This is a genomic window from Stenotrophomonas sp. YJH_SMC_20, from assembly GCF_059367845.1.
Genome location: NZ_JCAFRG010000001.1, coordinates 613,737 through 627,965, shown reverse-complemented (window position 1 = coordinate 627,965; position 14,229 = coordinate 613,737). Strand labels below are relative to the sequence as shown.

Sequence of the window (14,229 nt, the reverse complement as noted above, 5' to 3'; positions counted from 1 at the left end):
GCCCAGCGGAGACCTCGCATCATGTGTGGCATCGTCGGAATCGTCGGCAACCAGAACGTCGCCGGGCAGTTGTATGACGGCTTGACCGTCCTCCAGCACCGTGGCCAGGATGCGGCGGGCATCGCCACCGCCAGCGGCAGCCGCCTGCGCGTGCAGAAGGCCACCGGCCTGGTCCGCGATGTGTTCGATGCCCGCACCATGTCCACCCTGGAAGGCAGCGTGGGCATTGCCCACGTGCGCTACCCGACCGCCGGTTCGGAAGGCATGGACGAGGCGCAGCCGTTCTACGTCAATTCGCCGTACGGCATCGCGCTGGCCCACAACGGCAACCTGATCAACACCGAGGTGCTGCGCCAGCAGGTGTTCGAACAGGACCGCCGCAACGTCAACACCGATTCGGACAGCGAAGTGCTGCTGAACGTGTTCGCCTACGAACTGGAACAGCAGCGCCAGCTCAGCCCGGAAGCGGCCATCCGCGCGGTGGCCGGCGTGCACCGCCGCTGCAAGGGTGGCTATGCAGTGGTCAGCGTGGTGCTGGGCCTGGGCCTGGTCGCCTTCCGCGACCCGCATGGCATCCGTCCGCTGGTGCTGGGCAAGCGCAGCCATGCCGAGGGCGACGAGTACATCGTGGCGTCCGAGTCGGCCGCGCTGGACGTGCTGGGCTTCCAGCGCGTGCGCGATGTGCAGCCGGGCGAAGCGCTGGTGATCACCGCGCGTGGCGAGCTGTTCTCGGAGATCTGCGCCGAGCCGGCCGAGCACACCCCGTGCATCTTCGAATACGTGTACTTCGCGCGCCCGGACTCGATGATCGACAACGTCTCGGTGCACAAGGCGCGCATGCGCATGGGCATCAAGCTGGGCGAGAAGATCCTGCGCCTGCGCCCGGACCATGACATCGACACCATCATCCCGATCCCGGACACCTCGCGCGACGCGGCGCTGGAAATCTCCAACGTACTTGGGGTGAAGTACCGCGAAGGCTTCATCAAGAACCGCTACATCGGCCGTACCTTCATCATGCCGGGGCAGGGCGAACGCGTGAAGTCGGTGCGTCGCAAGCTCAACCCGATCCACCTTGAGTTCCGCAACCGCGTGGTGCTGCTGGTGGACGATTCGATCGTGCGTGGCACCACCAGCCAGCAGATCGTGCAGATGGCCCGTGACGCGGGCGCGCGCAAGGTCTATCTGGCCAGCGCCGCGCCGCCGGTGCGCTACCCGAACATCTACGGCATCGACATGCCGGCGGCCGAGGAACTGGTCGCGCACAACCGCACCGTGGAAGAGATCGAAGCCCACCTGGGCTGCGACTGGCTGATCTACCAGGACCTGGAAGACATGGAAGCGGCAGTGAGCGAAGGCAACCCGGCGCTGCGCAGCTTCGATTCGTCCTGCTTCAACGGCCACTACCCGACCGGCATTGAACCGGGCTACTTCGAGCGCATCCAGCAGCTGCGGTCGGACGACGCCAAGCACAAGCGGCGCGCCTGAGGACCAGGCGTGGTCGATGTACCCGACGTTGGTGGCGACCTGCTGCGCGCAGCGCAGCAGTGCCTGGCCGAAGCCGACCCGCTGCGCAAGGTTGCGCTGACCCAGGCGTATGCGGCCGCGTTCCGCGCCGGTCGCCTGAAGGTGGTGGCCGATGCGCCACCGCCGGAACCGATCCGCATGCCGGGCCGGCCAGCGCAGCTGATGCTGGTGCATCCGCGCGAAGTTCCGCGGCGCGGACTGGGTGGCGTGGAAGGTCGGGCTGCCTTCATCCACGCCATCGCCCATATCGAACTCAACGCGATCGACCTGGCCTGGGACGCGGTGTACCGCTTCCGTGGCCTGCCGTCGGCGTTTCATGCCGACTGGGTCAGCTGTGCCGACGACGAATCGCGGCATTTCATGCTGCTGCGCGAGCGCCTGCAGGTGCATGACCACGACTACGCCGACTTCCCCGCGCACAACGGCCTGTGGGAAATGTGCGAAAAGACCGCGCACGATGGCCTGGCACGCATGGCGCTGGTGCCGCGCGTGCTGGAAGCGCGCGGCCTGGACGTCACCCCGGGCATGATCGGGAAACTGCGCAATGTCGGTGATGGCGAAACCGCCGATGTGCTGGAGGTGATCCTGCGTGAGGAAGTGGCGCATGTTGCCGCCGGTTCGCGCTGGTACCGCTGGTACTGCGACCGCGCCGGTGTCGAGCCGCGCGCACGTTTCAAGGAACTGCTTGTGGAGTATGCCGGCGGCTACCTGCACGGGCCGTTCAACATGGAAGCGCGCCTGCTGGCCGGGTTCGATGCGGATGAGCTGGCCAACCTTGTCGAGCAGGCCGGCTGAGAACAGGGGAGGTCCCCTTTTCTTATGCGTTCGGCAACACCACGCGCTTGCCATCCACGGTTGGCCGGTTGATATAGAACAAGCCAGGGCCTGGCCGGTACGGCAGTTCGCTGACGCCGGCATCGGCGGCGTAGGTCAGTGCGGTGTCGCCCAGCGCATCGAAGTTCCAGTGCGCCGACTGCATCAGGTAACGCCGACGCAGCAGCGCCTCCTGTGTCGCCGTCAGTGGCTGTCCGGCCACCAGGCGCCGTGCGATAGGCCGCAGGGCGGACGGCAGTTCCCAGCCGGGAACCTCGGCGGCATTTGCAGTCCATTGCACGCCGGCATCGATGGCCTGCTGCTGCATCACCTGCAGTGCGATCAGCTGGTAACGCCAGTCGATGGGCCGGCGCAGTACCACAGCGGCGGTCACATACAGCACCGGTGACAACAGCACGCTGCGGCTGCCGGCGCGTCGCTGCTGCTGCCACTGGTGCCAGACATCCACCCAGATTTCCTTCTCGTCCACGCCCAGCTGATGTCGCCAGCGTTCGGCATCGGCCTGTGTTTCAGCATAGGCCGTGGTGGCCTGCAGCATCGCCAGTGGAGGAATCTGGTAGTCGGCAACCGCGGGGCGGCGCAGCAACTGCCGGCGCGGGCGACTGAGCAGCTTGGGCCCTTCGTCGAGCTGGTTGTAGCCGCCACCGATGTTGGCGTGCACGCCGGGCAGGGCAATCTCGGTGAACGGCGGCGCCACGCTGGTCAGTGCATAGTGCTGGCGATGTTCATCACGCGCGGTGAGCTGCACGACGTGGCGTGCGATGCCACTGCGCAGCGCCAGTTGCGGCTGTTCCTCGGCGCGGCCGCCATTGACCGCGACAACGGTGTCGAACAGCCCGATGAAGCGCAGCACCGGCGTGGACGGGGAGAAGTTCGCAGTGCAGGACAGGCGGGCGGCCTGTAGCAGCTGGCGCCAGCGCACGCTGTCCCAGCCCTGAAGTTGGTTGGCGATGTCACGTGCGGCAGCAGCGCCGCGTGAATAACCGAACAGGTCCAGCTGCACGCCATGCAGCGGTTGCTGCCAGCGTGCGGATAGTCCCGACAGTGCGGCCGGAAGCAGCACCTGCAGCGCGCGCTGCACTTTCGCGCGCACACCACTGGCGCCGATGCCGAACGCCAGTCCGATCAGGTCGTCGTCGGCATCGTCGCGGGTGCCCACGCCTTCCACGTAGATCGACAGCGAAGGTGTGGCCATCGCATCGCGGCGGCTGTCCGGATACAGCTGCTGCAGGCGTGCGATGTTGGTCAGGCCATTGTCGTAGCTGCTGGTCAGCCGGCTCTGGTAGGTCGAATCGTCATCCGCACGCAGCTGCGCCGGACGTGGCTGCGGAACCCGGGGGCGACCGCGTGCCAGGTTGTGTGCGTTGTTGCGGGTGCCATCGAAGAACAGGCCTATCCGCAGCAAGCCGACATCTTCGTCCGTGTCCTGCGATGGAGCCATGTGCATGTCCCGTCGTGGCTACGTCACGGTAGCGCGAAAGCGGTGTATTGGCGAAGTGTAGTGACGCTTTTGACCTTAATTAACGTAGATGCGGTGGATCACAGTTCCTGATTTTCATCTCCGTCTTCTATTGAATTCACACGGCCCACGCAGGCCATATGGCCAAACCCGGCAAACCCGGGCGTGCTGCATCAACGCTGTTCACATCATTCAAGGAGCGACGCAATGTTGTCCAGATCGATTGGCAAAGCGGCAGGTGGCCTGGTGTTGGGTTTGTCGGTGGCAGCGGCCGCGCAGGCGGCACCGTTGTTCGAGCCAGTGACGGTCATCAGCCGTGCATCGGCAAACAGTGAGCCCGCACTGGGCAAGCTGCTGGCCACCCCGTCCACCGCGACGGTACAGGAAGTGCGTGTCGATGCAGCTGCCACCGCGCAGCCGCAGCTCGAGTTCGAACTGCTCGGCCGGCGCGTGCAGGCGGTGCGCAGCAAGGTGGAGGCGCTGCCCGATGGCGGCAGCATCTGGTACGGCCAGTTCCGCTCCCCTTCGGACAAGCTGACCGCTGCCACGTCCAATGGCCAGGACGATCCGGGCAATTCGCTGATCCTGGTGCGCTCGGGCGACACCATCACTGGGTCGATCCGCAAGGACGGCAAGCTCTATCGCCTGCGCCCGCTGGGCAACCGCCACGTGCTGGTGGAAGTGGACGAATCGCGGATGCCGGCCGACCATCCGGCCGACTACAACCAGCTGCCGAAAATCCCGATGGGCGCCAACGATCGCATCGGTACCGCACAGGCGTCGTCCGGCACCCCGGCCACCATCCGCGTGCTGGTGGTGGCGACCAATGCGGCCGTGGCGGCCTATGGCGGCAACATGCAGTCGCTGGTGCAGCTGGCCGTGGCCGAGTCCAACCAGGGGTATGTCAACAGCAACGTGGGCATCACCATGCAGCTGGCCCGCTACGAGACCACCAACTACACCGAATCGGGCAGCTTCGATACTGATCTGGCCCGCTTCCGTGGCACCAGCGACGGCTACATGGACAGCATCCACACCAGCCGGAACACCTACACGGCGGACGTGGGCGTGCTGCTGATCAACAACAGTGCGTACTGTGGCCTGGCCTCGGGCATAGGCTCGACGGCTTCCACCGCCTTCGCGGCGGTGTACTGGGATTGCGCGACAGGCTATTACTCGTTCGCGCACGAGGTCGGCCACCTGCAGAGTGCACGGCATGATATCGCCACCGACCCGAGCACCTCGCCGTACGCCTATGGCCATGGTTATCGCTATGAGCCGTCCAGCGGCACCGGCTGGCGCACGATCATGGCCTACAACTGCACCCGCAGCTGCCCGCGCCTGAACTACTGGTCCAACCCGAACATCAGCTACAACGGCATCCCGATGGGCAACGCCAGTACCGCCGACAACCAGCGCGTGCTGGTCAATACCAAGGCCACCATCGCGGGCTTCCGCTGAGGCCAGGCGCCGGCCAGGGGCGGTGTCTGCCCGGGTGCGTGCACCTGCCCGGGTAGATGCCAACCCTGGTTGGCACCCTGCGATCCATCATTCGCGCGCGAGCGTATCCAGCGACCAGCCGCCGGCATCCACGCGCAGCACCGATCCCTGTTCGTACCAGTCGCCCAGTACGATGCGGGTGCAGGTGCGTCCACCGGCCTGCAGCGTGTGCACCGCCGGGCGATGGGTGTGGCCATGGATCATCGTATCCACGCCGTGGCGCACGAAGGTGGCATCGACTTCGGCCGGGGCCACGTCGGTGACGGTCTCGAACTGTGCGCGGTCACCCTGCTTCATTTCCGCCTGGCGTGCCTGGCTGGCATCACGCGCCTTCTGCGCGAAGGCGATGCGCGCGGCCAGCGGCTGCGACAGGAACTGCGCCTGGAATGCCGGGTCGCGCGTCTGCGCGCGGAACTGCTGGTAGGGAATGTCGTCGGTGCACAACAGGTCGCCGTGCTGCAGCAGCACCGGGCGGCCGTACAGTTCGATCACGCAGGGGTCGGGCAGGATGCGCAGGCCGGCGCGGCGGGCATAGTCCTCGCCGAGCAGGAAATCGCGGTTGCCGCGGATGAAGTACACCGGCACGCCGCTGTCGAAGAGTGCCTTCAGTGCGTCGGCCACCGCATCGGCGGCGGGTGAGGGCGTGTCGTCGCCGATCCAGGCCTCGAACAGGTCGCCCAGGATGTACAGCGCATCGGCGCCGGGCGCCTGGTCGCGCAGGAAGCGCAGGAACAGGTCGGTGATCTCCGGACGGCTGGGGTCCAGATGCAGGTCGGAAATGAACAGCGTGGTCATGCCTGCATTCTAGGCCATCAACGATGACGGTAGCGCCGGGCCACGCGCGGCCGGTGCAGCGGCCATCACACCGGCAGAGGCAGCCAGGCCAGGCTGGCCGAGGCCAACAGGATGGCGATGCCGGTGGCGGCCAGTACATCGGACGGGTAGTGCAGGCCCAGTACCACCCGCGACAGCGCGACGCCGAAGGTGAAGGGAACCAGCAGCGGTGCCAGCCACGGGTAGTAGGCCAGCGCGACGATGGTGAACGACACCGCGTGCAGGGTGTGCCCGGAAGGGAAGCTGAACTCGTCCAGCGGCGCCACCCAGGCGCGGATGCGCAGATCGGCCGCATACGGGCGAGGGCGTCGGGTCCAGCGCTTGAGGCCTTTGTAGAGCAGCAGTGCGGCCAGCCCGGTGGCGGCCATGTGCACCGATGCACGCAGTCCGTCGAAGCCGTCCAGCAGCACCAGTGCGCCCATCAGCACGTACCAGAACACGCCATCGCCGAGCCGGCTGATGACCGAGAACAGCCGGCGCACACGGCGACGCCGGCAGTAGTGGTTGGCCCGGCGGCACAGCCGTGCTTCGCGGCCGGCCAGCAGCTCAAGCGGCGTAGTGCGCATGGCCGCTCCTCCGCGACTGGGCCAGCTCGGCCAGCAGCGCATCGAATTCGGTAACCACCTGTTGTGGATGCAGGCGCTTCATCGCACGCGCGGCGCTGCTGCCCAACTCGCGGCGCCGTGCATCATCGGCGGCCAGCTGCACGGCTGCCTCGATGAACTGCTCATCGTTTTCCACGGCCGCGCCGTTCTCGCCGTCACGCAGGTATTCGCGAGCCGCGCCATAGTCGAAAGCGACGGTGGCCAGGCCGCTGGCCATGCTTTCCAGGGTCACGTTGCCAAAGGTCTCGCTGCGGCTGGGGAACAGGAACAGATCGCCGCTGGCGAAATGCCGGGCCAGCGCATCGCCGCGCTGGATGCCGCAGAAGATGAAATCCGGGTTTTCATGTGCCAGTTTTTCGCGGGCTGGGCCATCGCCCACCCATACGAAGCGGGCTTTGGGCCGGATCTGCTGCAGGCGTCGGAAGGCTCTCACCGCCAGGCCAAGGTTCTTTTCCGCGGCGATGCGGCCGACGTAGATCGCGACCAGGCCATTGCCGTCCACGCCCCATTCCTCGCGCAGCGCCGGGTCGCGCCGGCCGGGATCGAACTGCTGGCTGTCGACCGCGCGCGCCAGCAGGCGCACGCGGTCGAAGCCCTGTTCAACAAGGAACTGCTGCAGTTCGCGGGTGGGCACCAGGGTTGCATCGGCCTGGTTGTGGAACCGGCGCATCCAGCGCATCGCCGCGGCCTGCAGCCAGGCCACGCCGTAGTCGGGCAGGTAATCGTCGAAGCGGGTGTGGAAACCACTGGCGACCGGAATGCCAAGGCGGCGCGCGGTGCGCAGCGCCGACCAGCCCAGCGGGCCTTCGGTGGCGATGTAGACCGCATCGGGACGCTGCTGCTGCCAGTGGCGGTTGAGCCGGATCGGTGCAGGCAGGCCGAAGCGCAGGCCGGGGTAGCGCGGCAATGCGGCACCCGGAACCAGCAGCGTGCCTGGCGCCGAGTCCAGCGCTTCGCTGGTCTGGCGTGGCCGGATCAGGTCGATGTCATGGCCGGAAGTGCGCAGTCCCTGCTCCAGGCCCTGCACGGTGAGGGCAACGCCGTTCACTTCCGGCGGGTAGGTCTCGGTGACGATGGCATAGCGCATGGCGGGCCTCCGGGTTTCCGGCATGCTCGGGCCTGGCGATGTAGCGGATATGACCGCTTTGCGACCACGGGATGACGGCCGTCCGGTTGCCGTGGAGCCACGGCCCCGAAGGGCCGTGGCGGTGCTGCAGCAAGCGCGGTGGATCAGAAGCGCTGCTGGTATTTCATGTAGATGAAACGACCAATGTCGAAGCCACCGTAGTAGGAGAAATTGGCGCTCGGCTGGCTGTACATGACCGGACCCTGGCGGCCGAACACATTGTTGGCACCGATCGAGACGGTCGCATCCCATGGCAGGTTGTAGCGTGCCTGCACGTCGTGGAAGGTGACCGATCCGCGACGGTTGTAGTCACGGCTGCCGCTGAACCATGGTGCGCGCTGGTCGGGGTGCGAACACTCGTTCGGATACTCATCAACGCCCAGGCAGCGCTCCTTGACCGCAGAGAAGTAGCGCAGGCCCCAGGTCAGGCCGAGGTTGCCGCGTTCCCAGCCCAGCGATGCGTTGGAGCGCACGCGGAAGCCGATGCCACCGTCGGTGGCGATGCCATTGCTGGGAATCGGCGGTACATCCGCCTCGTTGGTGGTCCGTTGCTCCGCAGCGACCACATAGGTGGTCTTCCAGTCGGCGCTCAACGTGCCCCAGGAGGTTTCGATCTTGTGGCCGATCTCCAGGTCATAGCCTTCGGCCTGGCGGAAACCGCTGTTGCGGCTGCCATAGCTGAGCGTGTTGACGATGCCCAGCTCCGGGTCGCGGGTAAAGCTGCCGCAGCGCTCGGCGATGCCCAGTTCGTAGCAGTCGCGGAGGATGTCGTTGGGGTGGTCGGCGACAATGGTGTTGTCGATGCGGATCTTCCACCAGTCCAGCGCGATGTTCAGCCCTTCGGCAAACGTCGGGCTCCACACCAGGCCCAGGGTGCGGCTGGTAGAGGTTTCCGGCTTCAGGTCGGGATTGGAACCGTTGGTGAAGGGCAGCGGTGTCTGCCCGCTGCTGCCGGTGATCGGCTCATTGCCCTGGCCGAGCTGGCGGTAGCTGTCTGCATTGGCGATGTCGGCGGCGCAGCGTGCACGCACCTCCGGGCTGCTGGCGGCCGCGCCATACACCGTATCGCAGGGGTCACGGAAGCCGGTGGTGAAGGTCTGCGAACCCCCACCGTACAGATTCGCGATGGTCGGTGCACGGAAGCCCTGCGCCCAGGTGCCACGGACCAGCAGCTGGTCGATCGGCTTCCACGACACGCCGAACTTGCTGTTGAGGGTTCCGCCGAAGGTGGTGTAGTCCGAGTAGCGCGTTGCCGCGTCGAGGGTCAGCTGGCGTGCACCGGGGAGGTCGTGCAGCAACGGCACGCTCAGCTCCAGGTAGGCCTCGTCGACGCGGTAACCCCCTCCAGTGGGGCCCGCCGCCAGGTTGGTGGTGGCACCGGTCTGGGCCAGCGCGTCGGGAATGAAGCGCCCCTCCTCGCGGCGGCTCTCCACGCCCAGGGCGAAGCCCAGTTCCCCCGCAGGCAGCGTGGCAAGGCCTCCACTGAGGCTGGCGAACAGGTTGCGGGTGGTGTTTCTGCCACGGGTGATTTCCTCGGGGAACAGCCAGTCCTGCAGTTCGCTGTTGCCGGTCAGGCCGTAAGGGTCATCCTGGCCATACGGCACCAGCGGATTCCAGGGCTTGCAGCCGGCAATCGGTGCCTCCGGTGTACCGCATTCCACCTTGCCGGTGGCCGGGTTGTAGAACGAAGGGCCGGTGGAATCGGCGACGCGCTGCTTGTGCAGGTTGCCGGTGGCACGCTGCTCCAGTTCGCTGCGGTTGTACTGGTAGCCGGCTTCCCAATCGAACTCGCGACCGACGAACTGGAAGCTGCCTTCAAACGCGGCCACACCCTGCCAGGTGGTCAGTTCGCTGATGCTGACCCGCGGAATCTCCCAGGTGCGGCGGTTCCAGTGCACGTCGCTTGGGTGTTCATAGCCGTGGTGGCTGCCGAACGGGTTGAACCAGCTGTCGGCGGACATCGGCGTGATGCCGGCCGCAGCGGACTGGAACGGATAGCCGGCGACCTGGCGCGTGGTGGTACGCCGGTTGTAGGCCAGCTGCGTACTGAAGCGGACCTGGTCGTTCATATCCATGCGTGCGTCGACAAAGAGCGAATCGCGCTTGATCGGTGTCTGCACGTGCATCTGCTCGTTGCTGTTGCTGACATCACCGGTGAACGGTGTGTTGTCACTGAGGTGGAAACTGTCCGGCCCGCCCGGCTGGCTGCCGCGGTCGAGGGAATAGCTGCAGCCACGGCTGCTGCTGCAGCCCGGGCCCTTGAAGCCGACGATGCGCCCCCACTGGCCGACCGTGGTCCAGCCATCGTCCGGATGACGATCGGTGTAGCTGTAGGCGCTGAAGCCGCGGTCCTTGGCCCATACGCCCTTCTCTTCGACATGCTCGGCGGCGACGCTGATCGAGGCGCGGTCGTTCGACCAGCCGGCAACCACGTCGTACTGGGTGCGCGCACCGTCACCTTCGCTGAACTGCCCGTGGTAGACGTTGGCCGCCACGCCCTGGACGTTGCGCCGGGTGATGATGTTGACCACGCCGGCCATCGCGTCGGAACCGTAGATGGCCGAAGCGCCGTCCTTCAGCACTTCCATGCGCTCCACGGCAGCGGCGGGAATGCTGGAAATGTCCTGGTAACCCGAAGTGGTCATGCCCAGGCGCTTGCCGTTGACCAGCACCAGCGTGCGCTGCGCCCCCAGCCCGCGCATGTCCACGTAGCTGCCGCCGGAGGCTTCGCCACTGCTGAGCGGGCTGGCGCGGCTGAGCGCGGGGCTGCCGGTCGCGGTCAGGTTCTGCAGGATGTCCGCGACGGAATTGAAGCCCTGCCGCTCGATGTCGGCGCGGCTGATGGTCAGCACCGGCTGTGCGGTTTCCAGGTCGACCTGGCGGATGCGCGAACCGGTGATCTCGATACGGTCCAGCGTGGTGGCTTCCGGTGCATGCTGGGCGAATGCGGGGGCGGCCAGTGCGGTGGTGGCCGTCATCGTCAGTGCACGACGGATCGCCAACCCCAGTTCGGGAATACGGATGGTCATGGGTCTCTCTCTCGGTCTTCGAAGTCTTCGGAACACAGCCAAGCGGGGCTGCGTAAATGCCACCGCGGTGGTGGACGTTCGAACCTAGTGAAGACGGGCGTGGAGACGTATGGGCAAACGACGAAAGCACCGTAGACAGTCGTGACGCTTCTGCACAAAGCAGAAGTAAATCAATCGATTGCTGCAAACAGTGGCCGTGCGGCGGAAGCAGATCAGAGGACCGTGCCCCTGATTGAACGCATCAAGGTCAATGTGGAAAGCGACAGTCTGCGCGGAGGCAGAAAAAAACCACGGCCCCGAAGGGCCGTGGTCGTCGAGCTTCAACAGCGTGGATGGATCAGAAGCGCTGCTGGTACTTCATGTACATGAAACGACCGATGTCGTAGCCACCGTAGTAGGAGAACGACGAGTTCGGCTTGCTGTACATCACCGGCGCTTCCTTGCCGAACACATTGTTGGCGCCCACCGACACGGTTGCCTCCCACGGCAGGTTGTAGCGGAACTGCACGTCGTGGAAGGTCACCGCGCCGCGCTCGTTGTAGGCGGTCGGCGACTTCAGCCACGGGGCCAGGAAGGTCGGATCGGAGCATTCGTCGGCATACCGCGAGGCGTTGAGGCAGCGCTCCTTCACACCGGAGTAGTAGCGTGCCGTCCAGCTGACGCCGAAGTCACCCACATCCCAGCCCAGCACCAGGTTCGAGCGCACGCGGAACGCAAGGCTGGTAGCGGTGCCGATGGTGTTGGCAACGCCGTTGATCGGCGTGATCGCATCGCGGACATCATTGGTGGAGCGGTAGACGTTCTTGCTCACATAGGTACTGGTCCAACCTGCGCTCAGCTTGCCGTAGCCGGTGTCGACGCGATAGCTGACATCCAGGTCGTAGCCCTCGGTCTCGGCGAAACCGGCATTGCGGTTGCCGAACTTCAGGCCGGTGACGATGCCGTTGGACGGATCGCGGGTGAAGCGGCTGCAGCGCGATTCGATGCCCTGCTCATAGCAATCCTTCAGGATCTGGTTGGGGCTGTCACCGACGATGGTGTTGTCGATGCGGATCTTCCACCAGTCCAGCGCCACGTTGAAGTTGCTGAGGAAGGTCGGGCTCCACACCAGGCCCAGCGTTTTGCTGGTCGAGGTCTCCGGAACCAGCAGCGGGTTGGAGCCGGACACGAACGGCGTCGGGGTGGCATCCTGCGCCGTGGTTACCGGCGTGTTGCCCTGCTTCAGCTGGCGGAAGTTGGCTGCATCGGCGATGTCACGTGCGCACCGTGCGCGGACTTCGGCACTGCCTTTGGCCGAGCCGAACACGGTGTCGCACGGGTCGCTGAACTGCGCGAAGGTTTCCGAACCACCACCGTACAGATCGTTGATGGTCGGTGCGCGGAAGCCCTCGGCCCAGGTACCACGGACCAGCAGCTGGTCGATCGGCTTCCACTTGAAGCCGAACTTGCTGTTGAGCGTGTTGCCGAAGGTGTTGTACTTGGAGTAGCGGGTAGCGGCATTGAAGCTCAGCTCGCGTGCGCCGGGCAGGTCGGCCAGCACCGGCACGTTGAGTTCCAGGTAGGCTTCCTTCACGTTGTAGCTGCCACCGGTCGGGCCAGCGGCCAGGTTGGTGGTGGCACCGGTCTGGGCGAGAGCGTCGGGGGTGTAGCGGCCATCTTCCTTTCGGCTTTCCACACCGAAGGCGAAGCCCAGGTCGCCGGCCGGCAGGGTCAGGATGCTGCCGGACAGATTGGCGAACGCGTTCTTGGTGGTGGTCCGGCCGGTGGTGTGCTCCGCCGGGAACAGCCAGGCCATCAGCTCTTCATTGCCGGTCAGTCCGTTCGGATCGTTTCTGCCGTAGGGCACCAGCGGGTTCCACGGCGTGCAGCCGCTGATCACCGCGCCCGGACGGCCACACATCACCTTGCCGGTGGCCGGATCCAGGAACGACGGGCCCACGGCGTCACGCACGCGCTTCTTGTGCAGGTTGCCGGTGGCGGTGGCGGTCAGCTCGTTGCGGTTGTACTGGTAGCCCACGTCCCAGTCGAAGTAGCGCTGGCCGATCTCGAAGCTGCCATCCAGCGACACTACCGCACGGTAGGTCTTCAGTTCGCTGGTGCTCACGCGCGGGATTTCCCAGGTGCGGCGGTTCCAGGCCACGTCGGTTGGCCTGGCATAGCCGTGCTGGGTGCCGAACGGGTTGAAGTAGCTGTCCTTGGACATCAGGCCGGTGGCGGTCGGGTCACCGGAGATGGACACCGAGCTGGACTGCAGCGGGTAGCCTGCAATCTGGCGCTCGGCCGAACGCTTGTTGTAGCCGAATTCGGTGCGCAGGTTGACCTGGTCGGTGATCTTGAAGCGACCGTCGAAGTACACCGAATCACGCTTGAGCGGATACATGACGTGCATCTGTTCGTTGGCGTTGCTGACGTCGCCGGTGAACGGGGTTGCGTCGGTCAGGTGGTAGTTGGCCGGGTTGGTCGGGTCAGCGCCGCGGTTGAGCGAGTAGCCACACCCCTGGGTGGCGTTGGTGCAGCCCGGGCCGCCCTTCAGGCCGGTAACCTGGCCCCACTGGCTCAGCGTGGTCCAGTTGGAGGCGTCGTTCGGGTGGCGGTCGCTCACGCCGTACTTGCTGAACCAGCGGTCCTTTGCCCAGACGCTCTTTTCTTCGGAGTGCTCCAGTGCCAGGGTCAGCGACACGCGATCGTTGCTCCAGCCGCCGACCACATCGAAGCGGTCACGGGCACCGTCGCCTTCGCTGTACTGGCCGTGGTAGACATTGGCGGTCACGCCGTTGACGTTGGAGCGGGTAATGATGTTGATCACGCCCGCCATCGCGTCGGAACCGTAGATGGCCGAGGCGCCGTCCTTCAGCACTTCAATGCGCTCCACCGCAGACACCGGCAGCGAGGACACGTCCTGGTAGCCGGAGGTGCTGATGCCCAGACGCTTGCCATTGACCAGCACCAGGGTGCGCTGCGCGCCCAGGTTGCGCATGTCGATATAGGTGCCGCCGGTGTTCTCGCCAGCGCTCAGCGCGTTGGCACGGCTGATCGCCGGGCTGCCCATCGCGGTGACGTTCTGCAGGATGTCGGCCACCGAGCTGAAGCCCTGGCGCTCGATGTCCAGCCGGCTCAGTGCCAGGACCGGCTGTGCGGTCTCCACGTCCACCTGGCGGATGCGCGAGCCAGTGATCTCGATGCGATCCAGGGTGGTCGGCGCGGCGGTGCCGCCACTCTGGGCGAACGCAGGCAGGGCGGCCAGCGCCGCCGTGGTTGCCAGGGCGTAGCGGATGGCCTGCCCCAGGGGGGTAGTACGTGAAGTCATGACGAGCT

The 14,229-nt window shown here is 65.9% G+C and carries 9 protein-coding genes; 3 read left to right on the top strand and 6 right to left on the bottom strand.

Annotation, left to right across the window (positions count from 1 at the left end; genetic code table 11):
• Positions 1–21 precede the first annotated feature (21 nt).
• Both purF and AC5P6A_RS03045 read left to right on the top strand, forming a co-directional pair.
• Positions 22–1,488: an amidophosphoribosyltransferase gene (gene purF, locus AC5P6A_RS03050; RefSeq protein ID WP_019659548.1), complete on the top strand. Its 1,467-nt coding sequence runs from the start codon at positions 22–24 to the stop codon at positions 1,486–1,488.
• A 9-nt stretch (positions 1,489–1,497) separates the two neighbouring features.
• The gene (locus AC5P6A_RS03045; protein ID WP_346714626.1) at positions 1,498–2,322 is read left to right on the top strand and encodes a ferritin-like domain-containing protein; all 825 of its coding nucleotides are present in this window, start codon (positions 1,498–1,500) and stop codon (positions 2,320–2,322) included.
• A gap of 22 nt (positions 2,323–2,344) precedes the next feature.
• Here AC5P6A_RS03045 and AC5P6A_RS03040 read toward each other — a convergent pair whose 3' ends face one another.
• Positions 2,345–3,802: a phospholipase effector Tle1 domain-containing protein gene (locus AC5P6A_RS03040; protein WP_346714627.1), complete on the bottom strand. Its 1,458-nt coding sequence runs from the start codon at positions 3,800–3,802 to the stop codon at positions 2,345–2,347.
• 225 nt (positions 3,803–4,027) lie between these two features.
• On the opposite strand from AC5P6A_RS03040, the gene AC5P6A_RS03035 reads away from it, so the two are divergent.
• The gene (locus tag AC5P6A_RS03035) at positions 4,028–5,281 is read left to right on the top strand and encodes a M12 family metallo-peptidase (protein ID WP_346714628.1); all 1,254 of its coding nucleotides are present in this window, start codon (positions 4,028–4,030) and stop codon (positions 5,279–5,281) included.
• Positions 5,282–5,368: 87 nt separating this feature from the next.
• On the opposite strand, the gene lpxH is transcribed toward AC5P6A_RS03035, so the two are convergent.
• The 5 genes from lpxH to AC5P6A_RS03010 all read right to left on the bottom strand — a co-directional run bounded on the left by lpxH (position 5,369) and on the right by AC5P6A_RS03010 (position 14,221).
• Entirely contained in the window at positions 5,369–6,115 is a 747-nt protein-coding gene (gene lpxH, locus AC5P6A_RS03030) for a UDP-2,3-diacylglucosamine diphosphatase (RefSeq protein ID WP_019659544.1), read from the bottom strand.
• A gap of 65 nt (positions 6,116–6,180) precedes the next feature.
• Positions 6,181–6,720 carry a phosphatase PAP2 family protein gene (locus AC5P6A_RS03025; protein WP_010483928.1) on the bottom strand — a complete coding sequence of 180 codons (540 nt, stop codon included), beginning with the start codon at positions 6,718–6,720 and terminating at the stop codon, positions 6,181–6,183.
• Complete coding sequence (locus AC5P6A_RS03020) at positions 6,701–7,846, bottom strand: glycosyltransferase family 4 protein (RefSeq protein WP_346714629.1); 1,146 nt, start codon at positions 7,844–7,846, stop codon at positions 6,701–6,703. Before AC5P6A_RS03020 ends, AC5P6A_RS03025 begins: the two co-directional genes overlap by 20 nt.
• A gap of 143 nt (positions 7,847–7,989) precedes the next feature.
• The gene (locus AC5P6A_RS03015; protein ID WP_227844982.1) at positions 7,990–10,914 is read right to left on the bottom strand and encodes a TonB-dependent receptor domain-containing protein; all 2,925 of its coding nucleotides are present in this window, start codon (positions 10,912–10,914) and stop codon (positions 7,990–7,992) included.
• Positions 10,915–11,251: 337 nt separating this feature from the next.
• A complete protein-coding gene (locus AC5P6A_RS03010) occupies positions 11,252–14,221 on the bottom strand; it encodes a TonB-dependent receptor domain-containing protein (protein WP_227844981.1) in 2,970 nt (989 codons plus the stop codon).
• Positions 14,222–14,229 lie beyond the last annotated feature (8 nt).

Excerpts from the sequence above, each read along its gene's own strand:
- purF (WP_019659548.1), top strand. The coding sequence starts at position 22 with ATGTGTGGCATCGTCGGAATCGTCGGCAACCAGAACGTCGCCGGGCAG.
- AC5P6A_RS03040 (WP_346714627.1), bottom strand. The coding sequence starts at position 3,802 with ATGGCTCCATCGCAGGACACGGACGAAGATGTCGGCTTGCTGCGGATA.
- AC5P6A_RS03035 (WP_346714628.1), top strand. The coding sequence starts at position 4,028 with ATGTTGTCCAGATCGATTGGCAAAGCGGCAGGTGGCCTGGTGTTGGGT.
- lpxH (WP_019659544.1), bottom strand. The coding sequence starts at position 6,115 with ATGACCACGCTGTTCATTTCCGACCTGCATCTGGACCCCAGCCGTCCG.
- AC5P6A_RS03025 (WP_010483928.1), bottom strand. The coding sequence starts at position 6,720 with ATGCGCACTACGCCGCTTGAGCTGCTGGCCGGCCGCGAAGCACGGCTG.
- AC5P6A_RS03020 (WP_346714629.1), bottom strand. The coding sequence starts at position 7,846 with ATGCGCTATGCCATCGTCACCGAGACCTACCCGCCGGAAGTGAACGGC.
- AC5P6A_RS03015 (WP_227844982.1), bottom strand. The coding sequence starts at position 10,914 with ATGACCATCCGTATTCCCGAACTGGGGTTGGCGATCCGTCGTGCACTG.
- AC5P6A_RS03010 (WP_227844981.1), bottom strand. The coding sequence starts at position 14,221 with ATGACTTCACGTACTACCCCCCTGGGGCAGGCCATCCGCTACGCCCTG.